Source organism: Streptomyces sp. NPDC056161 (assembly GCF_042268025.1).
Classification (GTDB): domain Bacteria; phylum Actinomycetota; class Actinomycetes; order Streptomycetales; family Streptomycetaceae; genus Streptomyces.
In genome coordinates this window covers 34,668-60,462 of sequence record NZ_JBHJUV010000007.1, presented here as the reverse complement: position 1 = coordinate 60,462, position 25,795 = coordinate 34,668, and the positions used below count along the sequence as shown (strand labels likewise).

Below are 25,795 nucleotides of genomic sequence, written 5' to 3'. Positions count from 1 at the left end.
CGCGCCGCCGACCACGACGCCGCCGCTGCCGGACACGGCGCGTCGTGGCCCGCTCGGAGCCCCGACCCGCCCGGCGGACCGGTCAGCTCGGCCGCGGCGGCACGATGTCCGGGGCGTCCACGCCGCCCCGGGCCGGCGCGGTGTCCCGATCCCCGGCGTGCGGCGGCACCTGCCGCTCCCGCGTGCCGACGACGCCCCCGACGCGGCCCAGGCCGTGCGCGGGCCCCTGACAGCCCTGGGCCACCGCGATGCCGAGGGCGACCAGCAGGGTCACCACGACGAACACGAACAGCCGCTGCCGCAGCAGCCGCGGATTGGCGGGCCGCCGCCCGGTACCCGTGGGACGCGGCTGCGGGCGACCGGCGCCGGAGCGCGGCGCGGGCCTGCTCCCACTGCCGGACCGGGTCGTACTGCGCGGCGCGGGCGTCGGCCGCGCGCCGCCGGACCGCGCGGGGGCCCCGCCGCCGCGCGCGGCGCCGTTCCCGCGCGAGGGCGAGCCGCCGCCGCGCACGGGAGCGCCGCCGCGCGGCGCCGGGGTACCGCCCGGCGCGGGCTGCGGACGACGCAGGGTGCGCTGCTGTTCCAGGTAGGGCTCGGTGAGCCGTCCGGTGGGCCGGTCCGCCTCGGCGGCGCGCGGCGCGGGCGGCCGTACCTCGGGCAGGCCGTGCGCCTCGCGGGCCGCGATCTCCTTGAGCCGGAGCGACAGTTGGAGCGTGCTGGGCCGCTCCTCGGGGTCCTTCGCCAAGCAGGCCCGCACCAGCGGCGCGAGCGCGTCCGGCACCCCGCTCAGCTTCGGCTCCTCGTGCACCACGCGGTACAGCATCACCTCGGAACTGCCGTGCCCGAACGGCGAGTCACCGGTCGACGCGTACGCCAGCGTCGCCCCCAGCGAGAACACGTCCGTGGCCGGGGTGACCGCGGCGCCGCGCACCTGCTCCGGCGCGAGGAACCCCGGGGAGCCGACCGCCGTACCGACGTGCGTGAGCGTGGAGGCGCCCGTCGCCCAGGCGATACCGAAGTCGATGATCCGCGGCCCCTTCGGGGACAGCAGGATGTTGGACGGCTTCAGGTCCCGGTGCACCACACCGGCCTCGTGCACGGCGACCAGGCCCTCGGACAGGGCCGCACCGACGGCGGCGGCCTCGGCGGCGCCGAGCGGCCCCTCGTCGGCGACCTTGTCGTGCAGCGAGGGGCCCGGCACGTACTGCGTGGCGAACCACGGTCGGTCGGCCTCCAGGTCCGCCGCGACGAGCCGAGCCGTGCAGCCGCCCCGGATCCGCCGCGCCGCCGAGACCTCACGTGCGAACCGCGACCGGAACTCCTGGTCCTCCGCCAGATCGGGCCGGATCACCTTCAGCGCGACCCGTTGCCCCTTCTTGTCGGAACCGAGGTAGACGACGCCCATCCCGCCCGCGCCGAGCCGCCGGTGAAGCCTGAACGAGCCGACGACACGCGGGTCCTCGCGCCTCAGGCGCATCATCGCCATGTTCATCCCCGCTGCCCGGTCCGTGTGACGTGGCACAGCTTACGTTTACCGGGCCGCCCGCGCGCAGAGGCCGCGCCCTCTCGCTCCGACGGATTGTCAGTGCCGGGCGGGGGGAAGCCGAAAGTCGGTCAGCGCCCCTGCCGCCGCAGTGCCCTTGCCCGCACACCGGCGCCAACCCGCCTTCACGGAGCGGGGATTGGCTCCGCACGGGCCGACCGCGCCGGGCGGGCCACGAACGCCGGGGACACGACACGTACCCACGGGACGGCGGCCCGCCGGCCGGGCCACCGGACGGATGCGATGGCGCTCCGCGGACGGCGGAAGTGAGCGAAGTCACCCGGTGCCCCGCCACGCCCTCGTACCACGGGGAACTCGCAGGGCCCGCGCGGACATCCGGGAAAAGCACGCACACTCCGGGCGACCCCTCCGGGAAGACCCCGAGACCTAGGTCTCCGTCTCCACCCAGGGGAGTACTCAGCGGGCGATGGCTCATCCTCCCGTAGGCCCGTGAATCGATACGACGGCATGACGTCCAGGGGGCGTCGCCCGCCTAGATTTGAGGTCAAGCGGCGGGTGCAGCACTCGTCCCCCGAGGTCAGACACCCGCCGCTGCCAAGGACTACGGAGAACGGTCAGGAGAGGGACCATGGCCCACACGGCTTCGCGGACGCTGCTCCGCACGCAGGGACGCACCCCGTTCCGCACCCGCCGTCGGGGCCGTCGCCACCCCGTGGTGGCGACGCTCATGGCCCTTCCCCTGGCGGTCCTGCTCCTCGTCGTCTTCGACGGCTGGGAGACAGTGGCCACACAGGCGTCGTCCGTGGGCGTGATGCTGGGGCGCTGAGCGGCGACCCCAGGCCCGGAAGAGCGGTCCGGGCGGGGACATCCACCCATGAAACCCCGTGGGGACGGGGGTGCGGCGGACGGCACAAATGCCGGCGCAGCTGGGGAGCTGCGCCGGCATTGCTTTTCCCCGTACACCCGACGGCCCGCGCCTCGCCCGCCGAGCCGAAACCCGGCCCCTGCCCGGTCGTGCTCCCGCGAGCCTGCTCGTGCTCCCGGGCCGCCCCGCCCCGAGCCCCGGACCCGACGCCGGGATACGGCCTGTTCCGCCCCGACGGCCCGCGTAGGCTCACCGCAATGGCCACCCGTCCACAGGAACCCTCGTGACCGCACCCGTCCGGCCGCAGTTGGCCGCGAGGCTCAGGGAAGCCGCCCACCCGGGCGGAACGCCGTGCGTCTGCGGAGCGGCCGTCACGCTCGCCGAGCGCCCCGACGCCACCGTCCTGCGGCACGCGGGCGTGGTGGCGAAGGCCCACGCCCCCGACACCGACCCGGCCGGACTGGCCTTCCGGCTGGCCACCGCCGCCCGCCTCCCCGACGTCTTCGTCCCACCCCTCGGTACGGCACCGACCACGCTCGGCGACCGCCTCGCCACCCTCTGGCCGTACGGCACTCCGGTGGACCCGGACACCCCGGACGCCGCGCCGTGGGAGGCGGCCGGCGCCCTCCTCGCCCGTCTCCACCGGACCCCGGCGCCCGCCGCCCCCGCGCCCCCGTGCCCGGCCCCCGCACCACCGCCGATGCGCGGACCGCGCAAGGCAGCCGGCGCGATCACCCGCCTGCGCACCGCCCTCACCACCGCCGACAGTGCTGCCGCACCCCCGGTCCTGCGGGCCTGGGCCGCCCTGCCCGCCTGGGCGCGTGGCGCCGCCCCCATGCCAGGCCCCGCGTTCCTCTGCCACGGTGACCTGCATCTCGGCCAGCTGGTGCGGTACCCCGCGCCGGACGGCCCATGGCGGCTCATAGACGTGGACGACCTGGGGGTGGGTGTCCCGGCCTGGGATCTCGCACGCCCCGCGGCCTGGTACGCCTGCGGGCTCCTCGCCCCCGACGAGTGGACCCGCTTCCTGAGCGCCTACCACGCCGCGGGCGGGCCCGCCGTCCCCGCCGGGGCGGACCCCTGGCCCGCCCTGGACGTCCCTGCCCGCGCCCTCACCGTGCAGACCGCCGCTCGGGCGATCACCAAGGCGCTGGCCGCGGACCGCCCGCTGGACGAGGTGGAGCGGGCACTCGTCGACGCCTGTGCCCGAATGGATTGCGCACCTGCGGAGTTGACGCCCGGAATCCCGAAGTAGGCTGCAACCGAGCGGGGCCGGGCGGAGTCTGTCCTGGCGTACCGCGAAGCAGGTCCGACCGGCGAGGAGTTGAGCCGACCATGCAGTGTCCGAAGTGCCATGCGCCGATGCACACCTACAACCGCAATGGCGTCCAGATCGAGCAGTGCAGCGGCTGCCGGGGCATCTTCCTCGACTACGGCGAGCTGGAGGCGCTGACCCGTATGGAGGCGCAGTGGTCCCAGCCGGCCCCGCCGCCTCCGCCCGCCCCGCAGGCGTACCCCGCCCCGCCCGCTCCCGCCTGGGGCGCTCCGGGCGGCCACCACGGCGGCCACGGCGGTCACTACGGCCACCACCGCAGCAAGGGCTTCGCCCACATGCTGTTCTCCAGCTGAGGCGGCCGGGACCACGAAGAAGCCCCCGGCCGTACGAGACGGCCGGGGGCTTTGGTGTGTGGACGATACTGGGATTGAACCAGTGACCTCTTCCGTGTCAGGGAAGCGCTCTCCCGCTGAGCTAATCGTCCTCAAGGCCGTGACCCGGGGATCACGGACGGTGCGTGCGCGATACTGGGATTGAACCAGTGACCTCTTCCGTGTCAGGGAAGCGCTCTCCCGCTGAGCTAATCGCGCGGGGGATCCTCGCGGATCCAGTGGACGATACTGGGATTGAACCAGTGACCTCTTCCGTGTCAGGGAAGCGCTCTCCCGCTGAGCTAATCGTCCATGGAGGTGGAGACGGGATTTGAACCCGTGTAGACGGCTTTGCAGGCCGTTGCCTCGCCTCTCGGCCACTCCACCAGGAGCGCAGAGGGCCCGAAGTCCCCTGCTCCTTCGAGCGGACGACGAGGCTCGAACTCGCGACCTCAACCTTGGCAAGGTTGCGCTCTACCAACTGAGCTACGTCCGCTTGTCGTTTCGGTCGGCATCAGCGTCCCGGCGACGTGTTGAACTCTAGCGGATTCCGGGGCCAGCACAAAAACGCGTTTGCGCAGCGTGCTGCCCTGTGCCCGGCGAACGGCATGGTCAGGGCACCCGCGGGACAGGCCCGGGTCACCCCGAGGACACGCGCCCTAGACTCGGCGGCGTGTCCCATCTGCCTCCTCTGGCCCGGTTCGGCGGCCGCGTCGCAAGCGGCCTCCTCGACGTCACCGACGACCCGGCGGCCCTGGACTCCACGGGTTTCTGGGCCGTCTGCGCGGACTACGAGGGCCGCCTGACCTGTGCCCGCTTCGCGGATGTCCACACGGAGCCCGTACCGGCCCCGGTGCCGGGCCGGTGGCGGGGACCGGGGCCGCAGGACTGGACGTCGTCCCTGGACCGCGCCGCGTACACGGCGGCCGTCGTCCGGATCCGTGAGCACATCGCGGCCGGCGAGGTCTACCAGGCCAACCTCTGCCGGGTGCTGTCCGCGCCCGTCGCCCCGGGCGCCGACGTCGACGCCCTGACCGCGCTGCTCGCCCGCGGCAACCCGGCGCCGTACGCCGGAACGATTCGCCTGCCCGGTCACGGCGTCGAGATCGCCACCGCCTCGCCCGAGCTGTTCCTGCGCCGCGACGGCACGGTCGTCGAGTCCGGTCCGATCAAGGGGACCGGGCGCACCGAGGCCGACCTCCTGGACAAGGACCGCGCCGAGAACGTGATGATCGTGGACCTGGTCCGCAACGACCTCGGGCGGGTCTGTGCCACCGGCAGCGTGACCGTCCCCGAACTGTGCACCGTGGAGAAGCACCCCGGCCTCGTCCACCTGGTGTCCACGGTCCGCGGCGAACTGCGCGCCGGTGCCGGCTGGCCGCGGCTGCTGGCCGCCGCGTTCCCGCCCGGCTCGGTCACCGGCGCCCCCAAGCCGAGCGCCCTGCGGATCATCGAGGCGCTGGAGACGGCACCCCGGGGACCGTACTGCGGCGCCATCGGCTGGGTCGACGCGGACCGGGGCACCGGCGAGCTGGCCGTGGGCATCCGCACCTTCTGGCTCGACCGGTCCGCCGCGGCCGGGGCGACGCTCCGCTTCGGCACCGGCGCCGGCATCACCTGGGGCTCCGACCCGGAGCGGGAGTGGCGGGAGACCGAGCTGAAGGCGGCCCGGCTGCTCGCGATAGCGTCGGGGACGTACGACGCGAGCAGGGAGGAATCCTGAGGTGAGGATCTGGCTCGACGGCGGCCTGCGGGACATCGAGTCCGCACGGGTCTCCGTCCTGGACCACGGGCTGACCGTGGGCGACGGTGTCTTCGAGACGGTGCGGGCCGCGACCGGCCGGCCGTTCGCGCTCACCCGCCACCTGGACCGGCTGGCCCGCTCCGCGCGCGGCCTCGGCCTGCCCGAACCCGACCTCGACGAGGTACGGCGGGCCTGCGCGGCCGTGCTGGCGGCCGACCCGATGCCGCTCGGCCGGCTGCGCATCACCTACACCGGCGGCCAGGGACCGCTCGGCTCCGACCGCGGCGAGCAGGGCCCGACCCTCGTGGTCGCGCTGGGCGAGACCACCCCGCGCCCCGACTCCACCGCGGCCGTCACCGTCCCCTGGACCCGCAACGAGCGAAGCGCCCTCACCGGTCTGAAGACCACCTCGTACGCGGAGAACGTCGTCGCCCTCGCCCGTGCCCGCGCACAGGGTGCCTCGGAGGCGCTGTTCGGCAACACGGCCGGCCGGCTCTGCGAGGGCACGGGTTCGAACGTCTTCGTCGTGCTCGACGGCGAGATCCACACCCCGCCGCTCGCCTCCGGCTGCCTGGCCGGCGTCACCCGCGCGCTGACCGTCGAATGGACCGGAGCCCGTGAGACGGATCTGCCGCTGGACGTGCTGGAGCGCGCCGACGAGGTCTTCCTCACCTCCACCCTGCGCGACGTCCAGGCCGTGCACCGGGTCGACGGCCGTGAACTGCCCGGCGCGCCGGGCCCGGTGACCGCGAAGGCCATGCGGATCTTCGCCGAGCGGTCCGCGGCCGACCTCGACCCGTGAGCGCGGCCCGGTCCGTGAGCGGGTCCCGGTCCGTGGGAGCTGCCCGATCAGCGAGCGCTGCGGAAAATGGGCTGTCATGGATCTCCGCACGGGGTAGAAAGCGGTGATGACCACGACCTTGCGGCCGACCGAGCCGCTTCAGCGCGCCGCGGGCGGGGCACTGTCCCGGCATTTCCGCGTATATGTCAACGGCCGCCCGGTCGGTGCGGTGCACCTCGCCACGGACCAGGACTTCGGGCCGGCCGTCGCGCGGATCACGGACCTCGGCATCGACGTACCGGACCGCGGCCGGGGCCGGGGCGCGGTGGCCGCCCTCGCCGCAGAGGAGATCGCCCGCGGCTGGGGCTGCGCGCGCGTGGAGATCGCGGTGCCCGCGGCGGCCGGAGCCGCGTTGCGGCTGGCCACGGCGCTCGGCTACGTCCAGCGCAGTCGCCGTATGCGCAAGCCGCTCGGCGACGTACCGCCCGCCCTGCCCGCGGGCAGCCGGGGCAGAGCGATGACCGAGGCCGAGTTCGTTCCCTGGAACGAGCAGGCGATGAAGGGCTACGCGCAGTCCTGGATCGACCGGGGCGTGCCCGCGGACGCGGCGCGGGCCAGGGCGGAGCGGGACCACGCCAGGCTGCTGCCGGACGGCCCGGCGACCGCGGACACCGTGCTGAGCGTCCTGGAGCACGAAGGCACCAGGGTCGGCGCCCTGTGGCTGTCGGTCGCCGCCGACCGGGCCTACGTCTACCGGGTGGAGGCCGACGAACGCTTCCGTGGCCGCGGCCACGGCCGCGCCCTGATGCTGCTGGCCGAGGCGGAGACGACAGCCGCCGGCCACCGTTTCCTCGGCCTCAACGTCTTCGCGGGCAACACACCCGCCGAGCGGCTCTACGAGTCGCTGGGGTACACGCCGGTGGAGTACGCGCTGTACAAGGACCTGCTCTGAGGCGCCCGGTGCCTCCGAAGCGCGGGCGCGCACGTCCGGTCGGACCCGTGCGGACGGCTTCCTGTCAGGCTTGCGCCGACAGCAGCCGGTCGGCGATCTCCTCGATCCGCCCGCGCAGGCCCTCCTGGCTCTTGCCGCCGTCGAGGCGTTCCCCGTCGATGACGTAGGTCGGGGTGCCGGTCACCCCGATCGCCTTGCCCTCGGCCTGGTCGGCGTCGACCACGAGGATGTGCCGCCCGTCGATCAGCGCGGTGTCGAACTCCTCGGCGTCCAGACCGAGTTCGCGGGCCACCCGGACCAGGAAGGGCTCTCCCTCGCGGTCCAGCTCCGCGACGCGGCCCAGGACCGCCTCGACATAGGCCCAGCCCTGCCCCTGCTCGAACGCCTCCTCGGCGGCCTGCGCCGCGGCGAAGGCGTGCTGGTGCTTGTCCAGCGGGAAGTGCCGCAGCCGCAGTTCCAGCCGGTCGCCGTAGCGGGCGCGCAGGGCACGGAGGTCGGCCAGGGCGGTACGGCAGTCCGGGCACTGGAGTTCGCACCACACGTCGAGCACGGGGACGGGGGCGCCGCTGGGGGAGGGGGAGGAGTCACTCATGGGCACCAGTCTTCCAGGCGAGGCTCCCCCGGCCGAATCCGCGCGGTACGCGTCCGACCGGGACCTGCGGAGGATGCGACCCGGAGATGTCCCTGATCTCGGGCCGGGCCATGGCATCGCGGGGAGTGGACGGTGCAGGATGGAAGGGACGAAGCGCACCGGCGCCTCGACCTGCCCGACCGAGCCCGCCAGGAGGACCGGATGATTGCCGAGACCGTCTGTTCCGCCGCCTCCGCGGCCGGCCTGGGTATCGCCGTGGTCACGGCCTACCGCAAGCGTTTCGTCGCGGCCGCCCGTATCGCGGCCTATTCGCTGGTCCCCGTCGGGCTGGTGATGACGGGCGTCGTCGGCTGGCTGGCCCACACCGCGTTCAGTCCCGTGGCGTGGGCGGGCTTCGGCGTGCTGGGTGCCGCCTGGGCCCTGTTCGCGACCACACGCGCGGTCGAGCGGCGTCGCGGTGGCACCCGCGCGCAGCGGAGAGCGGCCCGGGACGCACAGCGCGACCCGGTGGCAACTGCCGCTCCCTCTTCTTCCTCGGCGCCCGCGCTGGGTCCGGCCACCCGCCCCGCGGCCCCGCCCGCGACCGCCCCGCGCGCCACCGGCTCCTCGGACGACTTCAGCGACATCGAGGCCATCCTCAAGAAGCACGGCATATGAGCCGGGCAGCACGGCGTACACGCCTCGGCGCCTGATCCCGGCACGCGCGGGGGAAACGACACAGTCCGTCGGGACCGCGCCCGGAAACGATCATGCGCCGAAACCAATCGAACCGGACATCGCGGATTTCAGCGAACTCCCGTACATTTCGGGCGTGTTGATCGCGAACGTGAGGTCAGCTGGGTCATCATCGCCCCGAGATGCTGGACACGACACAGAGCGAGGCCGCGCCGCCGGAGGACGAGCCTCGCGGGTGCCTCTTCGCCCTTTCCCAGCCACCGCTGATGATCTTCCTGGCGGTGATCGGGTGTCTGCTCCTCATGGCTGCGCTGCACGATCTGCTGTTGCTGTGAGTCGTACACGCCAGTCCCGGCGCCACCCGCCGGGGCGGGCGTCGGCATCGGGACCCCGCGGGTGATCAGCCCGCCGCCTCTTTGCGCCGGGCCCGGTACGCGGCCACGTGCAAGCGGTTTCCACAGGTGCGGCTGTCGCAGTAGCGACGTGAGCGGTTGCGGGAGAGGTCGACGAAGGCGTGCCGGCAGTCGGGGGCCTCGCAGCGCCGCAGCCGCTCCTGCTCCCCGGCGACCACGAAGAACGCCAGCGCCATCCCGCAGTCGGCGGCGAGATGGTCCGCCATCGAGGCGCCGGGCGCGAAGTAGTGCACGTGCCAGTCGTAGTCGTCGTGGTCCGTGAGCCGCGGGGTCGTGCCGGCCGCCGCGACCAGTTCGTTGATCATCCCGGCGGCGATCCGGGCGTCGGGGGCGGTGAAGATCGCCGCGAACCGGCCGCGCACCTTGCGCACGGCCGAAAGATCGAACTCGGAGAGCGCCCCGACGTCGCTGATTTTGTGTTTTCGTACGAAATCTGTGAGCGTCGCGACGTCCGGCAGTCCGTCCGGCGCCGCATCGTCCTCCGGCACGGTGTTCACCAGATCCACCACGGTGTCGAGCGCGCACCGGGTGTCGTGGGTGATCAGCACGTTTCGCTCCCTGGCGTGAGGGTCGGGCGGGTGCCCGCCGATGCTGGCCGATGGTAATGGCCGACAGCCGGAAGAACGGCTCCCCGCGTGGCGCGGTTCCCGCCGTGGTACGGGCCCTGCCCCGGCCGGACGGGCCGCGGGCACACCGAAGCCGCCTCCGCGACAGCTCGCGGTGGCGGCTACGGCCACGCCGTATGCGGTTGTCTTGGCCCGAGCCGTCTCCCCGAGTGGACGGCGCCGGGCTGCTTCGAGGGCGGCCTAGCTCTCCGCCAGGATGTGCGAGAGCTCCTGATCCAGGTCGAAGTGCCGGTGTTCCGTGCCGGGCGGCACGGCGGCGTCGGTTCGCTTCAGGAAGGACTCCAGGGCTCGCGCCGGTGCCTCCAGCAGTGCCTCTCCCTCCGGGGAGCTGAGGGCGATGCACACGACGCCCTGGCCGTGGCTGCGGGACGGCCAGACGCGGACGTCGCCGGTGCCGGTGGGCCGGTGCAGCCCTTCGGCGAGGAGGTCGCGGGCGAACACCCACTCGACGGTTTCCTCGGCTCCGGTGTGGAAGGTGGCGTGCACGGCGTAGGGGTCGGCCGTGTCGTACCGCAGGCCTGCGGGGACAGGCAGGGAGGACTCGCTCGACACAACGAGGCGCAGGTGCAGCTCGCAGCTGACCGTGGTGTTCATAAGCGCCAGGGCCTTTCGCTCAGTGTGCGCTCGGGGATTCGCACGTCGGCGAAATCGACATGCCACCTACGATGCCGTTGTAAACCCCTCTGAGTGTTTTGCGTGTCTTTAGGTACCTCTTCCGGCCGAGAATCATCAGGGTGCGACCACCATTCCGGTGACCGGTTTCACTCGGGTAGGGTTTGGTCGTATGAATACGGGGAGTGACGGATCGCGCGAGGCCGCCACGGTCTCCGGCCCGGACGAGGCGGAGACGGAGTCGGCGGAGACGCCGGAGCAGCGGGGGCTCGGGTCCCGGGCGCCGCAGTTCATCAAGGCGCGCCGCGCCCTGCATGTGAGCTGGCAGGTCGGCGTCTTCGTCGTCGGCCTCGCGGTCGTGGTCGCGGGCGTCATCATGCTGCCGCTGCCCGGGCCCGGCTGGGTGGTGATCTTCGGCGGCATGGCGATCTGGGCGACCGAGTTCGTCTGGGCCCAGCTCGTGCTCCGCTGGACCAAGCGCAAGGTGACCGAGGCGGCACAGCGCGCGCTGGATCCCCGGGTACGTCGCCGCAACATCGCGTTGACGGTGATCGGCCTGGTGATCGTGGCGGTACTGCTCGGGATCTACCTCTGGAAGTTCGGCGTCGTCATGCCCTGGAAGATCAAGGACCAGTGATCGGCGGGGCGCTCGCCCGGACCGGTGGCGGCGCTGCTCCGTCCTGCGCGGAAGCACTCCCTGACATGGGGTAATGTTCTTCCTGCATCCGGGCGATTAGCTCAGTGGGAGAGCGCTTCGTTCACACCGAAGAGGCCACTGGTTCGAACCCAGTATCGCCCACCCGGATCAGTGGCCCGTCTGTAGCGTGCAGGCGGGCCACTGCCGTGTCCGCACTCGGACGACCCGCTTGCGGCGCCCCCCCCGAGACCGCTTGCCGGGTGTCCGCCGGCGCCCGTTCCGGCAAGGGCTTGCTGGATCCGCCCCGGGCGATCGGCGAGGACGCCGCCAGAAAGCGGGCCGAGCGGGACCGGAACGGAGCGGTCACGTTCCGTTACTCCCGGACGGTCGGCGGGGAGCGGCCGGTAAGACCGGCCGGAGCATCGCGCGCTTCGCGGAGAAACACCCGAAGATCCGGTCAAGGCCGACTTCCGGACGTTCCAAAGATTCCGGGAGGAGTCTCGCGCATCCGCCATGGACGGAAATCCTCCGGATGATTTCTGGAATACCGTCCGAGTTCTCCGGAAGTACGACAAGAGAGATTTTCCCTCGTCTCTCCAAGTGGTGAGAGCGGACAGGTGAACTGAGTCCGGGTCACCTGCGACGGCCGCCGGGAACCCGGGAGGGCCGGGCGCGGGAGACGGAGGAGAGGGGAGCGCCGTCGCACGAGCGGCGGCGCTCGTACCCACGAGTGTGGTCCAGATCACTCCACGCGGCATGAGTACGGGTACTCGGACGAACCCCCTGGGCAGACTCCGCCCATGGACTGGACCCACTACCGCTTCCGCAGCCTGTGGCCCCTGCCCGCGCCGCCCGCCGTCGTCTACGCCGCGCTGGAGCGGGCCGAGGACTACCCCCGCTGGTGGCCCCAGGTGCGCACGGTGAGCCGGCTGAACGACACCACCGGCGTCATCACCATCCGCTCGGTCCTGCCGTACGACATGACGTTCACGGTGCACGCGGCGCGGCGCGATCCGGCGGCCGGTGTGCTGGAGATCGCGATGACCGGCGACATCGAGGGCTGGGCCCGCTGGACGGTCACCGCCGCCGGGACCGGCACCCTGGCCCGCTACGACCAGGCCGTCGACGTCACCAAGCCGCTGCTGCGCCGACTGGCGGTCCCCGGGCGGCCGTTCTTCCGTGCCAACCACCGGCTGATGATGCGGGCGGGACGGCGGGGACTGCTCGCACACCTGAGAGCGGTTTGAACGGAACCCGCCGGGACCTGTATTGTTCAGTGCGTTCCCGGGCGATTAGCTCAGTGGAAGAGCGCTTCGTTCACACCGAAGAGGTCACTGGTTCGAACCCAGTATCGCCCACCGGGAGATGCCGGTCCGCACACGCGGACCGGCTTTTTCGCGTTCGCGGCCGGTCATCGTGCTCGGTGCGGCTCGGCACCTCATGAGCGGTGCGGGAGGCAGGCGAAAGCGAAGGCGGGGAGGCGGCCTCCGCGCGACGGCGCGGGTCCGGGTGCTGGACGGCGCCGGATCCGGGTGCCGGTCGTCGGTTCCGCGGGCCCCGGCGGCGGTTGCGGTGGCGGCGCCACCTGCTGGGGCTCGGCGGCGTCCATGGGGGAGACGGCGGGTCCGGGTGTCCTACGGGGCGCCGGTCGCGGCGGCCCCACGCTCTCACGCGGCCGTGGGCAGTTCCGGACGCAGCGGCCAGTCCGTGCTCACCGCCTCGTCGGAGCCGCTGCGTGCGAACCACGCCTGCAGACCCCGCGCCTGTGCCGCGTGCCACGTCGTCTGCAAGGTGTGCAGCTCGGCGGGGGAGAGGCGTTCGAGACGGGTCGCGAAGCGCCGGCCCACCGCCCGTACGACGTTCAGCGCGGCCAGCGCGTCCGCGGCGGCGTCGTGCGCACCCTCCAGCGTCACGTCGTAGTGCGCACACAGGTCCGTCAGCGTCCGGCGGCCCTTGCGATAGCGGTCCAGATGCTTGTCCAGTACCCGCGGATCCAGGACCAGCAGCGGCGCCGACTCGAACCAGCGGTCCAGCGACGACGCCCGATGGCGGCGCAACTCCCGGTCCAGCAGGGTCAGATCGAACGGCGCGTTCATCACCACCAGGGGCCGGCGCATCGCCGCGTGCCCCGCCAGCTCCTCGGCTATCTCGAACATCACCGGCGCCGGCCAGCGGCCGTTGCGGTGCAGGTGCTCCTCCGTCAGCCCGTGCACCGCCGTCGCCGCCTGGGGCACCGGTACGCCCGGATTCACCAGCCAGCGGGTCACCCGGGGGCGGGTGCCCGGCGCGTCCTGGACGACGACGGAGGCCGACACGATCCGGTCGGTCTCCACGTCCACGCCCGTGGTCTCCGTGTCGAAGGCGGCCAGGGGTCCCTCGTACCAGCACGTCATACCTACACAACTCCTCGTTCACCCACGGCAGATGACGATCCGTCTTCTGCCCGTTTGGTGATACCCGGGCTGTTTGCGCCGTACGCCGGAAGGACACAACAGGAGTACGGGTCTTTGCAGTTCAGCGGCCCGTCGAGGGAAAACATCCGGCTTGGAAGGCTGTTGGTCATGGCGATAGCGCAGCCCGAGCGGGGCGGGCTGCTCCCCGAACGCACGGGCCCCCATCGCGGCACACTCGCCACCACCGCCTGCATGGAGACACTGCAGGTCGGCTATCTGCACGCGGTCGCCGCCGCCGCGGGCTGCTCACTGTCCCAGCCGTTCCCGGACAACGGCATCGACTGGCACGTCAGCCACAGCGCGCCCGGACACACCGTCGACGACGAAGTGACCATCAAGGTGCAGCTCAAATGCACCTACCAGATCGCGCCCAACCCACCGGGCCGCTTCTTCTCCTTCACCCTCGACAACGACCATCTGAGAAAGCTCGCCCGGACGCCGGTCTCGGTGCACAAGATCCTGGTCGTGATGCTCGTCCCGCGATCCCAGGGCGACTGGCTGCGCGCCAGCCACGACCGGCTCGACCTCAGGCACTGCTGTTACTGGGTGAACCTGGCCGGGCAGCCCGTCACCGGCCGCCACCGGACCACCGTGCGCATACCGACCACGCGGATCTTCGACGACCGGGCGCTGTGCGAGATCATGACGCGGGTCGGGACGGGAGGCAGACCATGAGGCGTCGTCCGCCCGACGAGCCCCTGCGGGAGGTCGGACCGCACCCCGTCGACGCGTACGGGAACCCCGCACCCGAGCCCGCCGGGCTCGACCCCGCCGCGGTCGACCCCGCGGTGCTCAGCGCCCTGCTGCACCGGCACGGCTGGCAGCGCCGCGGCGGCGCCCCCGGCCGGTACGGGCGCTGGACCCCGCCCGGCCCCAGCGGCGGCGGCACCAGCCTGCTCGTGCCCGAGAACCGCGCCTTCCCCGACAGCGACGACCTGCTCGGCGAAGCCCTCGACGCGCTCTCCCGCAGCGGCACGCCCGCCGCGCGCGAGGTGCTGGTCGGACTCGCCGTGCCCAGCGACGAGATCCACTGGTGGCGGGGCGTGCCGAGCGGCCCGGCGCCCGCCGCGACCTGGACGTCCGAGGAACAACTGCGCACCGCCGCCCGGCAGATGCTGCTCGCGGGCGCGCTCGCCGACCGTGGCCGCGCGGGCTACCACGGCGCCCGGCACCGCCGGTCCGCCGCCGCCATGCTGGAGAACGTCCTCGTCGGACCGGCCGCCGACGGCGGCCTCACCGCCTTCGTCCCGGTGGACACCGCACGCCCCCTCGCCGTACGCCTCCACCAGGCCCTGCACGCCGCCCGTGAGGCGATCGACTACCAGCGGGCCACCGACGGCATGGACGCCTTCGACGCGGCCGTCGAAGCCGGCGTCAGCCGCGAACTGACCGAGGCGCTGATCACCCTCGTGCGCGGCACCGAAGGAGCCCGCGTCGCCGTCGCGTGGGCGCCCGCCGCCGGTGTCCCCGAGGACTGCGCGGTGACCGGCGAACCCGTCGAGTTCTCGCCCGGCGACCTGCCCGTGCTGCGCGAGGCCGGCGCCCGCTACCTGCGCGCGGAACCCTCCGTCCCGGTCCGCGTCACCGGCACCGTGATCCGGATGCGCCGCTCGGGCACGCGCGGCCCGGGTACCGTACGGCTGCGGGTGATCGCCGGTGCCGAGGTGCCGCAGGTCCGGGTCACCCTGGACGAGGAGGACTACCGCATCGCCGGGCACGCGCATCTCGTCGGGCTGCCCGTGCGGGTGCACGGCCGACTGGAGAGCCGGGGCGGATTCCGCCGCCTGTCCGGCGCCTTCGGGGTCGTACCGGTGCAGGTCGACGATGCCGAGCGGGACCGGCTGCTGAAGTCCCTCCAGGACAACCTCGACTTCTTCGAGGAGGCGTGCAGCGGGGACGACTGCGACTGACCGCGGGCGGGCCCTCACGGAGGGCCACCGTTTGGCCGTCGGCGGGCCCGGGTCGGTACGATCCCCTATTGCGCGCGCTCCTGGTACGGCGCCCGCATCCACCTGCAGTCAGGAGAGACCGGTGTCAGACGTCCGTGTGATCATCCAACGCGATTCCGGGCGGGAAGAGCGCACGGTGACGACGGGCACTACGGCCGCCGAGATCTTCGCCGGCGAGCGCTCCGTCATCGCCGCCCGGGTGGCCGGTGAGCTGAAGGACCTCGCCTACGAGGTCGAGGACGGCGAGACCGTCGAGGGCGTCGAGATCTCCTCCGAGGACGGCCTGAACATCCTGCGCCACTCCACCGCGCACGTGATGGCGCAGGCCGTGCAGGAGCTGTTCCCGGACGCCAAGCTGGGCATCGGGCCGCCGGTCAAGGACGGCTTCTACTACGACTTCGACGTCGAGAAGCCGTTCACCCCCGAGGATCTCAAGGCCATCGAGAAGAAGATGCAGGAGATCCAGAAGCGGGGGCAGAAGTTCGCCCGCCGTGCCGTGACCGACGAGGCCGCCCGCGAGGAGCTGGCCGCCGAGCCGTACAAGCTGGAGCTGATCGGCCTCAAGGGGTCGGCGTCCGCCGACGACGGCGCGGACGTCGAGGTCGGCGCCGGCGAGCTGACGATCTACGACAACCTGGACGCCAAGACCGGCGAACTGTGCTGGAAGGACCTCTGCCGCGGTCCCCACCTGCCCTCCACCCGGAACATCCCGGCGTTCAAGCTGATGCGCAACGCGGCCGCCTACTGGCGCGGCAGCGAGAAGAACCCCATGCTCCAGCGCATCTACGGCACCGCCTGGCCGTCCAAGGACGAGCTGAAGGCGTACCTCGACTTCCTCGTCGAGGCCGAGAAGCGCGACCACCGCAAGCTGGGCAGCGAACTCGACCTGTTCTCCATCCCCGAGCAGATCGGCTCCGGCCTCGCGGTCTTCCACCCCAAGGGCGGCATCGTGCGCCGGGTCATGGAGGACTACTCGCGCCGCCGCCACGAGGAGGAGGGCTACGAGTTCGTCTACACCCCGCACGCGACCAAGGGGAAACTCTTCGAGACGTCCGGCCACCTGGACTGGTACGCCGACGGCATGTACCCGCCCATGCAGCTCGACGAGGGCGTGGACTACTACCTGAAGCCCATGAACTGCCCGATGCACAACCTGATCTTCGACGCGCGCGGGCGTTCCTACCGTGAACTGCCGCTGCGGCTGTTCGAGTTCGGGACCGTGTACCGGTACGAGAAGTCGGGCGTCGTGCACGGGCTCACACGCGCGCGCGGCTTCACCCAGGACGACGCGCACATCTACTGCACCCGCGAGCAGATGTCGCACGAACTCGACAAGACGCTCACCTTCGTACTGGGCCTGCTGCGCGACTACGGCCTGACCGACTTCTACCTGGAGCTGTCCACCAAGGACCCGGAGAAGTTCGTCGGCTCCGACGACGCATGGGAGGAGGCGACCGAGACGCTGCGCCAGGTCGCCGAGAAGCAGGGCCTTCCGCTCGTGCCCGACCCGGGCGGTGCCGCGTTCTACGGTCCGAAGATCTCCGTCCAGACCAAGGACGCGATCGGCCGTACCTGGCAGATGTCGACGATCCAGCTCGACTTCAACCTGCCGGAGCGCTTCGACCTGGAGTACACGGCCGCCGACGGCTCCAAGCAGCGGCCGGTCATGATCCACCGCGCGCTCTTCGGCTCCATCGAGCGTTTCTTCGCGGTGCTCCTCGAACACTACGCGGGCGCCTTCCCGGCCTGGCTGGCGCCGGTGCAGGCGGTCGGCATCCCGGTCGGGGACGCGCACGTCGAGTACCTGGAGAAATTCGCCGTGGCGGCGAAGAAGAAGGGTCTGCGCGTCGAGGTGGACTCGTCCTCGGACCGGATGCAGAAGAAGATCAGGACGGCGCAGAAGCAGAAGGTCCCGTTCATGGTCATCGTCGGCGACGAGGACATGAACGCGGGCACGGTGTCGTTCCGCTACCGCGACGGCTCCCAGGAGAACGGCATCCCGTTCGACGACGCCATCGCGAAGATCGTGAAGATCGTGGAGGAGCGGGCCCAGGTCTGACCCCGGCCCACGCGGCGGCCCCCGGGAGGCTCGGCTCCCCGGGGGCCGCTCGTCGTCCCACGCGACGAGGGCGCCCGGGGCCACGGCGGCAGGATCACGGGCCCGGTGGACGGCCCGGTGGACCTGGCGGGACGGACCGCCGCGGTCCATCACGCGCGGGAAACCGGGCGGCACCTCGTACACGGCGGCGGGGTGCCCCGCACGAGGCGGTCCGCGTCGCGGTTCCGCGCGGTGCCCCCGGCGGCCCGGTTGCGGCCGCCCCGACGACACGTCGCGAACGGGCGAAGCCATATGCTGCCTAGCATGACGAGTGAGCCGGAACAGCAGATCGGAGTGGGGACGCAGGATGCGTTCCAGCGCCTGTGGACGCCTCATCGGATGGCCTACATCCAGGGCGAGAACAAGCCGACCGGTCCGGGGGCCGGCGACGGCTGTCCCTTCTGCGCGATCCCGGCCAAGTCCGACGAGGACGGGCTGATCGTCCGGCGCGGTGAGCACGTGTACGCGGTGCTCAACCTGTATCCGTACAACGGCGGTCACTTGATGACCGTGCCCTACCGGCACGTCGCCGACTACACCGAGCTGACCGGGCCGGAGACCACGGAGCTGGCCGAGCTGACCAAGCAGGCGATGACGGCGCTGCGCACCGCCTCCGGCGCCCACGGCTTCAACATCGGCATGAACCAGGGTGCCGTCGCGGGCGCCGGCATCGCCGCCCACCTGCACCAGCACATCGTGCCCCGCTGGGGCGGCGACACGAACTTCATGCCGGTGGTGGGCCACACCAGGGTGCTGCCGCAGTTGCTGGCCGACACCCGGCAGATGCTCGCGGAGGCTTGGCCGAACGCGTGAGTCCCGTCGGGCCCGCTGCGGTCCGTCCGCGCCCCCACGGGCGCGGGCGAACCGCGACGATGTCGCGGCGCGGTGGCGCCCCCGGTCCCAGCGGAGCCGAGAACCCGGGGGAGGCCGAGAACCACGGCGAGAACCAGGGCGAGAACCAGGGCGAGAACCAGGGCGAGAACCAGGGCGAGAACCAGGGCGAGAACGACGTCAGGTCACGGCCCGACCGGCGGATCGCTCAGGCGTCGTAGGAGTCCGCCTTCTTCGGTGAGATGTCCTGCACGGATCCGCTGAGGGCCGACGCGCGGGAGCTGAACTTCTCGATGTCGACGTCGTGCTCCTTGAGCACCCTGAGCGCGGCCCGGTGCACCGCGCGGAGTATCGGCGTGGCCGCGCGCAGCGCGTCGTCGGCCATGAAGCGGTGCTTCCAGGGCTGGTCGGCCCAGGCGTGCCGCAGGCCGAAGGGCTCGGGCAGGCCGATCGAGCCGCCGAGCCACTTCAGCAGCGGCGGGTACCAGCCGATGGCGGCCCGGGCGGCGAGCCGGACCACCTCGTCGGGCGTGACCAGCGGCAGCTTGATGGTCCGGGTCTCCCAGAACCGGACGGTCTTGGCGACCTTCCTGGTGGGGGCCTCGGGCTTGCCGCCGAACAGGCCGTTGACCGGGCCGAGGGCGTGTCCGGTGACCTCGATGCGCAGGGTCTCCTTCAGCACCGTCACCGTGATCATCATGGTGAGGACCAGATCGCCGTTCCACAGGTTCGGCCACTGCACGCCCAGGTAGTGCCGCTCACCGCTGTTGAACTGCTGGTTGTTGCAGATGTCCTCGACGGCCCTGGGCTTGACCTGGTACGCCTCGACGTCGGTCCCCTCGGGACGGGACACCGACTTGGCGCCCTCGCCGACATGGGTGACGATCCAGTGCCGCACCTGCGGTTCGGGGAAGCCGCCGGTCTTCAGATGCTGCCGGTGCAGCACGCTCAGCTCGTCGTGGATCGCGCGGACGACCGTCCAGCTGCGGAACTCGTGGATGCCCTTGACCGGGTCGAGCGGGACCAGTTCCTCGGCGAGGTGCCAGGCGCCCCAGCGGGTGCCCATGCCGAGTATGCCCCTGGGACCGGCGTAGAACACCGAGTTGGACTGCTGCTCGGCGCTGAGCCGGGCCAGCGACTGGCGCAGCTGCTCGGCCGCGGCCTGGTCGGGGCTGGTCGGCACCGCCTCGGGGATCTTCGCGCCGACGCTGCCGCCCGAGAGCAGACCGCCCCAGTTCTCCCGCAGGTCCTTCGCGGTGTTCTCACAGATCCGCTTGGCCAGGTACCAGCCGGCGACGGGGAGCACGATGCAGCCGCGCACGTACCACCCCAGCAGGCCGGTGAACGGCATCCGGATCAGCAGGATCACCGCCGCGACACCGACGACCACGAGCAGGCCGGTGCCGAGCCCGGAGACCCGCTTGTTGCCGTTCTTCAGCATGGTGGCCCGGAGCTGGAAGACGAGCAGCCAGACCACCAGGCCGGGCAGGAACAGCACGCCGCACAGCAGCATGAGGGCGGTCAGCTTCTTGTCGCGTTCCCGCCGGACGCGGTTGGCCGCGAGGCAGTGCTCCACCACCACCTGGGGCTCGAAGCCGAAGGACTGGATGAGCGGCTTCCGGCCGACGCCCAGCATCCGGTCGATGACCGCCTGCGAGTACGCCTCACCGAAGTTGGGCCGGAAGATCTTCGCCCACTTGCGGCCCTCGTTGACCGACGACTGGTGCCACTCGTTGTCGGCCTTCTTGATCTCCTCCATCGGGGTGTCCCGGTAGGCCGCCGAGGCCAGGGCGAAGGTCGGAGCCTGCGCATCGCTGCCGGGCCTGGGCACCTGTGGCCCGAAGAAGTCCTCAAAGCTCATTCCCGCCCCCACTTCCCGCCGTCCCGCTTCTGCGGCTTTCCCGACTTCCGCCCACCGCACACCTGTTGATCAGGTCATCAGCGTATCCGCCGCCGCCGACAACCGTCGGCGGACGGCCGAAGCCGCCCGCCGAACGCCCGTGCCGGTGGTCAGAGATCCAACTACGAAGCCTCCTTCGCCTGTTCGCGGATCCTTACCGCGATCTGCGCCGGCATCGGCTCGTGCCGGGCGTAGGCACGGCTGAAGCGCGCGGTGCCGTGCGAGAGGGACCGCAGGTCGACGGCGTACCGGCCGATCTCGAACTCGGGCACCTCGGCCCGCACGAGGGTCCGTCCCTGGCCCACCTGTTCGGTGCCCAGCACCCGCCCGCGCCGGCCCGACAGGTCGCTCATCACGGCGCCCACGTAGTCGTCGCCCACCAGGACGCTCACCTCGGCCACCGGCTCCAGCAGATGGATCGTCGCGTCCGCCGCGGCCTCCCGCAGCGCGAGCGCGCCCGCCGTCTGGAAAGCGGCGTCGGAGGAGTCCACCGAGTGCGCCTTGCCGTCCAGCAGCGTGATCCGCACGTCGACGAGCGGATAACCGGCGGCGACACCCTTGGCGGCCTGGGCCCGTACGCCCTTCTCCACCGACGGGATGAACTGCCTCGGCACGGCTCCGCCGACCACCTTGTCCACGAACTCGATGCCCGAACCGCCCGGCAGCGGCTCGACCTCGATCTCGCAGATGGCGTACTGCCCGTGCCCGCCGGACTGCTTGACGTGCCGCCCGCGCCCCGACGCCCGGTGCGCGAACGTCTCCCGCAGGGACACCCGGTGCGGCACCACGTCGACCTGGACGCCGTACCGGCTGCGCAGCCGCTCCAGGGCGACGTCCGCGTGCGCCTCGCCCAGGCACCACAGCACCACCTGGTGGGTGTCCTGGTTCTGTTCCAGGCGCATCGTCGGGTCCTCCGCGACCAGTCTGCCGAGGCCCTGCGAGAGCTTGTCCTCGTCCGCCTTGCTGTGCGCCTGGATGGCCAGCGGCAGCAGCGGGTCGGGCATCTCCCACGGCGCCATCAGCAGCGGGTCGTCCTTCGCGGAGAGGGTGTCCCCGGTCTCCGCCCGGCCCAGCTTCGCCACGCACGCCAGATCGCCGGCGACCGCGTGCGTCACCGGCCGCTGCTGCTTGCCGAACGGGGTGGACAGGGCGCCGACCCGCTCGTCGACGTCGTGGTCCTCGTGGCCGCGGTCGGCCAGCCCGTGCCCGGAGACGTGCACCGTCTCGTCGCACCGCAGGGTGCCGGAGAAGACCCGGACCAGCGAGACCCGGCCGACATACGGGTCCGAGGAGGTCTTCACGACCTCGGCGACCAGCGGTCCGCCCGGATCGCACGGCCGCAGCTCGCGCATCCTGCCGTCGATCGTGGTGACGTCCGGCGCCGTGTGCTCCGCCGGGGTCGGGAAGCCGCGGGTGATCAGCTCCAGCAGCTCGACCGTGCCGAGCCCCTGGCGGGCGTTCTCGGCGGCGGGCGCGGCGGCCAGCACCGGGAAGAACGCGCCGCGCGCCACGGCCCGCTCCAGATCCTCGATCAGCGTCTTGACGTCGATCGGCTCACCGCCGAGATAGCGGTCCATCAGCGTCTCGTCCTCGCTCTCGGAGATGATCCCCTCGATGAGGCGGTTGCGGGCGTCCTCGATCCGCGGGAGCAGGTCGGGACCCGGCTCGGACTCCTCGCGCCGCCCGGCCGAGTAGTCGGACAACTGCTGCGTCAGCAGGCCGATCAGCCCGGTCACGGGCGCGTGCCCGTCGGCGGTCCGCGGGCCGTGCAGCGGCAGGTGGAGCGGGAGCACGGCGTCCGGGTCGTGCGCGCCGAACGCCGCGGCGCACACCCGGGTCATCTCCTCGAAATCCGCGCGGGCTGCCTCCAAATGGGTGATGACGATGGCCCGCGGCATGCCGACGGCCGCGCACTCCTCCCACACCGCCCGGGTCGAGCCGTCCACCCCGTCCGAGGCCGAGACCACGAAAAGGGCCGCGTCCGCGGCGCGCAGACCGGCCCGCAGCTCCCCGACGAAGTCGGCGTACCCGGGGGTGTCCAGAAGGTTGATCTTGAAGCCGTCCCAGTCGACGGGCACCAGCGAGAGCTGTACGGACCGCTGCTGCCGGTGCTCGATCTCGTCGTAGTCGGAGACGGTGCCGCCGTCCTCCACGCGGCCCGCCCGGTTCACCGCTCCCGCGGCCAGCGCGAGAGCCTCCACCAAGGTGGTCTTGCCCGATCCGGAGTGGCCGACCAGCACCACATTCCGTACGGACGCGGGGTGGTCGGCCGCCGTAGCCCTGCCGGCGGCCCCAGGGTGTGTGTTCGTCTTGTCGCCCATGGCCTAGCCTCCCGTGCACGGTGAGGTCACTGTGGGCGCGGGACGCGCGCAGGCCGCGTGTGGTGGCGGCGTAGGCGACGCCCGCGGTCATTCGAGCTTTCCACTCCCGTCACGGCGCGTCCATACAAGCGACGCGATCCCGCCGCCCGGAGTGGGTTGCCGTACCCTTCCGCCGGTCTCCGGGGGCGGTCCGGGTGCCCCGCCGTCGCGTACGCGCGCGCGTGGCTACGATGGGCCAGCCGGTGGCCAGCAGGGGCCGCGCGGCGACACCGACCGTCGGGAAGGCCATGCTGAACAAGTACGCGCGTGCATTCTTCACGCGTGTCCTCACACCGTTCGCCGCGTATCTCATCCGCAGGGGAGTCAGCCCGGACACGGTGACGCTCATCGGCACGGCCGGTGTGGTCGCGGGTGCGCTGGTCTTCTACCCCCGGGGCGAGTTCTTCTGGGGCACGGTCGTGATCACGCTGTTCGTCTTCTCCGACCTGGTCGACGGCAACATGGCCCGCCAGCTCGGCCGCTCCAGCCGCTGGGGCGCCTTCCTGGACTCCACTCTGGACCGGGTGGCCGACAGCGCCGTCTTCGGCGGCTTCGCCCTGTGGTACGCGGGCGACGGGGACAACAATGTCCTGTGTGCCGTGTCCATCTTCTGCCTGGCCAGCGGCCAGGTGGTGTCGTACACCAAGGCCCGCGGCGAGTCGATCGGGCTGCCGGTGGCCGTCAACGGCCTCGTGGAGCGCGCCGAACGACTGGTGATCTCGCTGGTCGCGGCGGGACTGGCCGGCTTCCACAAGTTCGGTGTGCCGGGCATCCAGTGGCTGCTCCCGATCGCCCTGTGGATCGTCGCCGTCGGCAGCCTGATCACCCTCGTCCAGCGCGTCGTCACGGTCCGCCGGGAGTCCGCCCAGGCGGAGGCGGAGGCGGGCCATCCGAACGCGTCCCAGGGGAGCGAGGCGGCGAAGTGAGCGCCAAGGAGCGCCTGACCGATGCCTTGTACGGAGTCGGCTGGAGCGCCGTCAGGACGCTTCCCGAGCCTGCCGCCGTGCGGCTCGGCCGTACCGTCGCCGACCTCGCCTGGAAACGGCGGGGCAAGGGCGTCAGGCGCCTGGAGAGCAACTACGCGCGCGTGGTGCCGGACGCCACCCCGGAGCGGCTGGCCGAACTCTCGCGCGCGGGCATGCGGTCGTACCTGCGCTACTGGATGGAGTCCTTCCGGCTGCCCGCCTGGAGCCCCGAGCGGATCAGCACCGGTTTCGACCCCAAGGACATACACCACCTCACCGATGGCCTGGCCTCCGGCCGGGGCGTCGTCCTGGCCCTGCCGCACCTGGCCAACTGGGACCTCGCGGGCGCCTGGGTCACCACCGCGCTGCGCACCCCCTTCACCACGGTCGCCGAGCGCCTGAAGCCGGAGACTTTGTACGACCGCTTCGTCGCCTATCGCCAGGGGCTGGGCATGGAGGTGCTGCCGCACAGCGGCGGCTCCGCGTTCGGCACCCTGGCCCGCCGGCTGCGCGACGGCGGCCTGGTCTGCCTGGTCGCGGACCGCGACCTGTCCGCCGGCGGTGTCCCGGTCACGTTCTTCGGCGAGCCGGCCCGGATGCCCGCGGGCCCGGCCCTCCTCGCCCAGCAGACGGGCGCGCTGCTGCTGCCCGTCACGCTCTGGTACGACGACTCCCCGGTGATGCGCGGCCGGGTCCATCCCCCGATCGAGGTACCCGAGACAGGTACGCGGACCGAAAAGACGTCTGTGATGACACAGGCGCTGGCCGATGCCTACGCCTCAGGGATCGCCGACCATCCGGAGGACTGGCACATGCTCCAGCGGCTGTGGCTCGCTGATCTGGACCCGCCGAAGGGAACCTCGTGAGGATCGGCATCGTCTGCCCGTACTCCTGGGACGTGCCGGGCGGCGTCCAGTTCCACGTCCGGGACCTCGCCGAGTACTTCATCCGCCTCGGCCACCAGGTCTCCGTCCTCGCGCCCGCCGACGACGACACCCCGCTGCCGCCGTACGTCGTCTCGGCCGGCCGTGCGGTGCCCGTGCCCTACAACGGCTCGGTGGCCCGCCTGAACTTCGGTTTCCTCTCCGCCGCACGGGTGCGGCGCTGGCTGCACGACGGCGCGTTCGACGTGGTCCACATCCACGAGCCGACGTCGCCGTCGCTCGGCCTGCTGACCTGCTGGGCGGCGCAGGGCCCGATCGTGGCGACCTTCCACACCTCCAACCCCCGCTCGCGCGCGATGATCGCCGCGTACTCGATCCTCCAGGCCGCGCTGGAGAAGATCAGCGCGCGCATCGCGGTGAGCGAGTACGCCCGGCGCACGCTGGTCGAGCACCTGGGCGGGGACGCGGTGGTGATCCCCAACGGCGTCGACGTCGACTTCTTCGCGCGCGCCGAACCGAAGCCCGAGTGGCAGGGGGACACCATCGGCTTCATCGGCCGCATCGACGAGCCCCGCAAGGGCCTGCCGGTGCTGATGAAGGCCCTGCCGAAGATCCTCGCCGCCCGTCCGGGGACCCGGCTGCTGGTGGCCGGCCGCGGCGACGAGGAGGAGGCCGTCGAGACCCTTCCCGCCGACCTGCGCAGCCGGGTCGAGTTCCTCGGCATGGTCAGCGACGCGGACAAGGCGCGGCTCCTGCGCAGCATCGATGTGTACGTGGCGCCCAACACCGGCGGCGAGAGCTTCGGCATCGTCCTGGTCGAGGCGATGTCGGCGGGTGCCCCGGTCCTCGCCTCCGACCTCGACGCGTTCGCCCAGGTCCTCGACCAGGGCGCGGCCGGGGAACTGTTCGCCAACGAGAACGCCGACGCCCTCGCCGACGCGGCGATCCGCCTGCTCGCCGACCCGTCCCGCCGCACCGAACTGCGCGAACGCGGCAGCGCCCATGTACGGCGGTTCGACTGGTCCACGGTCGGCGCGGACATCCTGTCGGTCTACGAGACGGTGACGACGGGCACGGCGGCGGTCGCGACGGACGAACGCACCACGGGCCTGCGCGCCCGCTTCGGCCTCGCCCGGGACCGGGACTGAGACCGAGTCGGGCGGTGGCCGGAAGGGCCCGTCCGGTGTTCGGGGCCGACGGCGGCGCGGGTCTGGTGGCCGGCAGCCCGAACAGCCTGTCCGGCGCTTGAGGACGAGGCCGTCCAGGCCATAGCGGGCGTCCCGGGGGCGGCGGCCCCCGCGGCGCCC

At 72.2% G+C, this 25,795-nt stretch carries 25 protein-coding genes and 7 tRNA genes; 20 read left to right on the top strand and 12 right to left on the bottom strand.

Annotated features, from left to right (window positions below; genetic code table 11):
* Nucleotides 1-82: 82 nt before the first annotated feature.
* Nucleotides 83-1,492, bottom strand: a complete 1,410-nt coding sequence (locus ACFC09_RS08825; protein WP_376525371.1) for a protein kinase — start codon at nt 1,490-1,492, stop codon at nt 83-85.
* A gap of 640 nt (nt 1,493-2,132) precedes the next feature.
* Here ACFC09_RS08825 and ACFC09_RS08820 point away from each other — a divergent pair.
* The 3 genes from ACFC09_RS08820 (at nt 2,133) to ACFC09_RS08810 (ending at nt 3,998) form a co-directional block, all read left to right on the top strand.
* Entirely contained in the window at nt 2,133-2,330 is a 198-nt protein-coding gene (locus ACFC09_RS08820; RefSeq protein ID WP_376525133.1) for a hypothetical protein, read from the top strand.
* A gap of 322 nt (nt 2,331-2,652) precedes the next feature.
* Entirely contained in the window at nt 2,653-3,624 is a 972-nt protein-coding gene (locus ACFC09_RS08815) for a phosphotransferase (RefSeq protein ID WP_376525131.1), read from the top strand.
* An 80-nt stretch (nt 3,625-3,704) separates the two neighbouring features.
* Nucleotides 3,705-3,998: a zf-TFIIB domain-containing protein gene (locus tag ACFC09_RS08810; protein WP_376525130.1), complete on the top strand. Its 294-nt coding sequence runs from the start codon at nt 3,705-3,707 to the stop codon at nt 3,996-3,998.
* A 59-nt stretch (nt 3,999-4,057) separates the two neighbouring features.
* Here ACFC09_RS08810 and ACFC09_RS08805 read toward each other — a convergent pair.
* The 5 genes from ACFC09_RS08805 to ACFC09_RS08785 form a co-directional block, all read right to left on the bottom strand.
* Nucleotides 4,058-4,129, bottom strand: a tRNA-Val gene (locus ACFC09_RS08805).
* 34 nt (nt 4,130-4,163) lie between these two features.
* A tRNA-Val gene (locus ACFC09_RS08800) sits at nt 4,164-4,235 on the bottom strand.
* Between the two features lie 21 nt (nt 4,236-4,256).
* Nucleotides 4,257-4,328, bottom strand: a tRNA-Val gene (locus tag ACFC09_RS08795).
* 1 nt (nt 4,329) lies between these two features.
* Nucleotides 4,330-4,403: transfer RNA gene (locus ACFC09_RS08790), tRNA-Cys, on the bottom strand.
* 36 nt (nt 4,404-4,439) lie between these two features.
* Nucleotides 4,440-4,512, bottom strand: a tRNA-Gly gene (locus ACFC09_RS08785).
* A 177-nt stretch (nt 4,513-4,689) separates the two neighbouring features.
* On the opposite strand from ACFC09_RS08785, the gene ACFC09_RS08780 reads away from it, so the two are divergent.
* The 3 genes from ACFC09_RS08780 (at nt 4,690) to ACFC09_RS08770 (ending at nt 7,493) form a co-directional block, all read left to right on the top strand.
* Nucleotides 4,690-5,739 carry a chorismate-binding protein gene (locus ACFC09_RS08780; protein ID WP_376525128.1) on the top strand — a complete coding sequence of 350 codons (1,050 nt, stop codon included), beginning with the start codon at nt 4,690-4,692 and terminating at the stop codon, nt 5,737-5,739.
* 1 nt (nt 5,740) lies between these two features.
* Nucleotides 5,741-6,562, top strand: a complete 822-nt coding sequence (locus tag ACFC09_RS08775) for an aminotransferase class IV (protein ID WP_376525127.1) — start codon at nt 5,741-5,743, stop codon at nt 6,560-6,562.
* 106 nt (nt 6,563-6,668) lie between these two features.
* Nucleotides 6,669-7,493, top strand: coding sequence for a GNAT family N-acetyltransferase (locus ACFC09_RS08770; RefSeq protein ID WP_376525125.1), 825 nt, complete (start codon nt 6,669-6,671; stop codon nt 7,491-7,493).
* A 64-nt stretch (nt 7,494-7,557) separates the two neighbouring features.
* Here ACFC09_RS08770 and ACFC09_RS08765 read toward each other — a convergent pair whose 3' ends face one another.
* Complete coding sequence (locus tag ACFC09_RS08765; RefSeq protein WP_376525124.1) at nt 7,558-8,085, bottom strand: DsbA family protein; 528 nt, start codon at nt 8,083-8,085, stop codon at nt 7,558-7,560.
* A gap of 201 nt (nt 8,086-8,286) precedes the next feature.
* Between ACFC09_RS08765 and ACFC09_RS08760 the strand changes: the two genes are divergently transcribed.
* Nucleotides 8,287-8,742, top strand: coding sequence for a hypothetical protein (locus ACFC09_RS08760; RefSeq protein ID WP_376525369.1), 456 nt, complete (start codon nt 8,287-8,289; stop codon nt 8,740-8,742).
* 200 nt (nt 8,743-8,942) lie between these two features.
* The gene (locus ACFC09_RS08755) at nt 8,943-9,095 is read left to right on the top strand and encodes a hypothetical protein (protein ID WP_167414194.1); all 153 of its coding nucleotides are present in this window, start codon (nt 8,943-8,945) and stop codon (nt 9,093-9,095) included.
* Between the two features lie 65 nt (nt 9,096-9,160).
* On the opposite strand, the gene ACFC09_RS08750 is transcribed toward ACFC09_RS08755, so the two are convergent.
* Nucleotides 9,161-9,721, bottom strand: a complete 561-nt coding sequence (locus ACFC09_RS08750; RefSeq protein ID WP_376525122.1) for a CGNR zinc finger domain-containing protein — start codon at nt 9,719-9,721, stop codon at nt 9,161-9,163.
* 258 nt (nt 9,722-9,979) lie between these two features.
* On the bottom strand, nt 9,980-10,393 hold the full coding sequence (locus ACFC09_RS08745; RefSeq protein ID WP_004002642.1) for an SsgA family sporulation/cell division regulator: 414 nt from the start codon (nt 10,391-10,393) through the stop codon (nt 9,980-9,982).
* Between the two features lie 190 nt (nt 10,394-10,583).
* Between ACFC09_RS08745 and ACFC09_RS08740 the strand changes: the two genes are divergently transcribed.
* The 4 genes from ACFC09_RS08740 to ACFC09_RS08725 all read left to right on the top strand — a co-directional run bounded on the left by ACFC09_RS08740 (nt 10,584) and on the right by ACFC09_RS08725 (nt 12,406).
* Nucleotides 10,584-11,048 (top strand): TIGR02611 family protein, encoded by a 465-nt coding sequence (locus ACFC09_RS08740; RefSeq protein ID WP_376525120.1) that lies wholly within the window; start codon nt 10,584-10,586, stop codon nt 11,046-11,048.
* 90 nt (nt 11,049-11,138) lie between these two features.
* Nucleotides 11,139-11,210: transfer RNA gene (locus tag ACFC09_RS08735), tRNA-Val, on the top strand.
* Between the two features lie 638 nt (nt 11,211-11,848).
* Nucleotides 11,849-12,295, top strand: a complete 447-nt coding sequence (locus tag ACFC09_RS08730) for an SRPBCC family protein (protein WP_376525119.1) — start codon at nt 11,849-11,851, stop codon at nt 12,293-12,295.
* Between the two features lie 39 nt (nt 12,296-12,334).
* A tRNA-Val gene (locus tag ACFC09_RS08725) sits at nt 12,335-12,406 on the top strand.
* Between the two features lie 309 nt (nt 12,407-12,715).
* Here the strand turns inward: ACFC09_RS08725 and ACFC09_RS08720 are convergent.
* Nucleotides 12,716-13,441, bottom strand: a complete 726-nt coding sequence (locus ACFC09_RS08720) for a 3'-5' exonuclease (protein ID WP_376525117.1) — start codon at nt 13,439-13,441, stop codon at nt 12,716-12,718.
* Between the two features lie 168 nt (nt 13,442-13,609).
* On the opposite strand from ACFC09_RS08720, the gene ACFC09_RS08715 reads away from it, so the two are divergent.
* The 5 genes from ACFC09_RS08715 (at nt 13,610) to ACFC09_RS08695 (ending at nt 18,600) form a co-directional block, all read left to right on the top strand.
* Complete coding sequence (locus ACFC09_RS08715; RefSeq protein WP_376525116.1) at nt 13,610-14,176, top strand: DUF4365 domain-containing protein; 567 nt, start codon at nt 13,610-13,612, stop codon at nt 14,174-14,176.
* Nucleotides 14,173-15,411, top strand: coding sequence for a hypothetical protein (locus tag ACFC09_RS08710; protein WP_376525114.1), 1,239 nt, complete (start codon nt 14,173-14,175; stop codon nt 15,409-15,411). The genes ACFC09_RS08715 and ACFC09_RS08710 overlap by 4 nt, the downstream gene beginning before the upstream one ends.
* A 121-nt stretch (nt 15,412-15,532) precedes the next feature.
* Entirely contained in the window at nt 15,533-17,509 is a 1,977-nt protein-coding gene (gene thrS / locus ACFC09_RS08705; RefSeq protein ID WP_376525113.1) for a threonine--tRNA ligase, read from the top strand.
* A 291-nt stretch (nt 17,510-17,800) separates the two neighbouring features.
* Nucleotides 17,801-18,361 (top strand): HIT domain-containing protein, encoded by a 561-nt coding sequence (locus ACFC09_RS08700; RefSeq protein ID WP_376525111.1) that lies wholly within the window; start codon nt 17,801-17,803, stop codon nt 18,359-18,361.
* A 59-nt stretch (nt 18,362-18,420) separates the two neighbouring features.
* Nucleotides 18,421-18,600, top strand: a complete 180-nt coding sequence (locus ACFC09_RS08695; RefSeq protein WP_376525109.1) for a hypothetical protein — start codon at nt 18,421-18,423, stop codon at nt 18,598-18,600.
* On the opposite strand, the gene ACFC09_RS08690 is transcribed toward ACFC09_RS08695, so the two are convergent.
* Together ACFC09_RS08690 and ACFC09_RS08685 are read right to left on the bottom strand one after the other, a co-directional pair.
* Nucleotides 18,588-20,240, bottom strand: a complete 1,653-nt coding sequence (locus ACFC09_RS08690) for a hypothetical protein (RefSeq protein WP_376525108.1) — start codon at nt 20,238-20,240, stop codon at nt 18,588-18,590. The genes ACFC09_RS08695 and ACFC09_RS08690 overlap by 13 nt on opposite strands.
* A 161-nt stretch (nt 20,241-20,401) precedes the next feature.
* The gene (locus tag ACFC09_RS08685) at nt 20,402-22,600 is read right to left on the bottom strand and encodes an elongation factor G-like protein EF-G2 (RefSeq protein WP_376525106.1); all 2,199 of its coding nucleotides are present in this window, start codon (nt 22,598-22,600) and stop codon (nt 20,402-20,404) included.
* Nucleotides 22,601-22,830: 230 nt separating this feature from the next.
* Here ACFC09_RS08685 and pgsA point away from each other — a divergent pair, with 230 nt between their 5' ends.
* The 3 genes from pgsA to ACFC09_RS08670 are packed head-to-tail and all read left to right on the top strand — an operon-like array spanning nt 22,831 to nt 25,636.
* Nucleotides 22,831-23,565, top strand: coding sequence for a phosphatidylinositol phosphate synthase (pgsA, locus tag ACFC09_RS08680; RefSeq protein WP_376525367.1), 735 nt, complete (start codon nt 22,831-22,833; stop codon nt 23,563-23,565).
* Entirely contained in the window at nt 23,562-24,470 is a 909-nt protein-coding gene (locus tag ACFC09_RS08675; protein WP_376525105.1) for a phosphatidylinositol mannoside acyltransferase, read from the top strand. Before pgsA ends, ACFC09_RS08675 begins: the two co-directional genes overlap by 4 nt.
* Nucleotides 24,467-25,636, top strand: coding sequence for a glycosyltransferase family 4 protein (locus ACFC09_RS08670; protein WP_376525103.1), 1,170 nt, complete (start codon nt 24,467-24,469; stop codon nt 25,634-25,636). Before ACFC09_RS08675 ends, ACFC09_RS08670 begins: the two co-directional genes overlap by 4 nt.
* The last annotated feature ends 159 nt before the right edge of the window (nt 25,637-25,795 follow it).

Excerpts from the sequence above, each read along its gene's own strand:
- ACFC09_RS08690 (WP_376525108.1), bottom strand. The coding sequence starts at position 20,240 with ATGAGCTTTGAGGACTTCTTCGGGCCACAGGTGCCCAGGCCCGGCAGC.
- ACFC09_RS08760 (WP_376525369.1), top strand. The coding sequence starts at position 8,287 with ATGATTGCCGAGACCGTCTGTTCCGCCGCCTCCGCGGCCGGCCTGGGT.
- ACFC09_RS08720 (WP_376525117.1), bottom strand. The coding sequence starts at position 13,441 with ATGACGTGCTGGTACGAGGGACCCCTGGCCGCCTTCGACACGGAGACC.
- ACFC09_RS08730 (WP_376525119.1), top strand. The coding sequence starts at position 11,849 with ATGGACTGGACCCACTACCGCTTCCGCAGCCTGTGGCCCCTGCCCGCG.
- ACFC09_RS08710 (WP_376525114.1), top strand. The coding sequence starts at position 14,173 with ATGAGGCGTCGTCCGCCCGACGAGCCCCTGCGGGAGGTCGGACCGCAC.
- ACFC09_RS08820 (WP_376525133.1), top strand. The coding sequence starts at position 2,133 with ATGGCCCACACGGCTTCGCGGACGCTGCTCCGCACGCAGGGACGCACC.
- pgsA (WP_376525367.1), top strand. The coding sequence starts at position 22,831 with ATGGGCCAGCCGGTGGCCAGCAGGGGCCGCGCGGCGACACCGACCGTC.
- ACFC09_RS08685 (WP_376525106.1), bottom strand. The coding sequence starts at position 22,600 with ATGGGCGACAAGACGAACACACACCCTGGGGCCGCCGGCAGGGCTACG.
- ACFC09_RS08770 (WP_376525125.1), top strand. The coding sequence starts at position 6,669 with ATGACCACGACCTTGCGGCCGACCGAGCCGCTTCAGCGCGCCGCGGGC.
- ACFC09_RS08700 (WP_376525111.1), top strand. The coding sequence starts at position 17,801 with ATGCTGCCTAGCATGACGAGTGAGCCGGAACAGCAGATCGGAGTGGGG.
- ACFC09_RS08695 (WP_376525109.1), top strand. The coding sequence starts at position 18,421 with ATGTCGCGGCGCGGTGGCGCCCCCGGTCCCAGCGGAGCCGAGAACCCG.
- ACFC09_RS08810 (WP_376525130.1), top strand. The coding sequence starts at position 3,705 with ATGCAGTGTCCGAAGTGCCATGCGCCGATGCACACCTACAACCGCAAT.
- ACFC09_RS08715 (WP_376525116.1), top strand. The coding sequence starts at position 13,610 with ATGGCGATAGCGCAGCCCGAGCGGGGCGGGCTGCTCCCCGAACGCACG.
- ACFC09_RS08745 (WP_004002642.1), bottom strand. The coding sequence starts at position 10,393 with ATGAACACCACGGTCAGCTGCGAGCTGCACCTGCGCCTCGTTGTGTCG.
- ACFC09_RS08765 (WP_376525124.1), bottom strand. The coding sequence starts at position 8,085 with ATGAGTGACTCCTCCCCCTCCCCCAGCGGCGCCCCCGTCCCCGTGCTC.
- ACFC09_RS08740 (WP_376525120.1), top strand. The coding sequence starts at position 10,584 with ATGAATACGGGGAGTGACGGATCGCGCGAGGCCGCCACGGTCTCCGGC.
- ACFC09_RS08755 (WP_167414194.1), top strand. The coding sequence starts at position 8,943 with ATGCTGGACACGACACAGAGCGAGGCCGCGCCGCCGGAGGACGAGCCT.
- ACFC09_RS08825 (WP_376525371.1), bottom strand. The coding sequence starts at position 1,492 with ATGAACATGGCGATGATGCGCCTGAGGCGCGAGGACCCGCGTGTCGTC.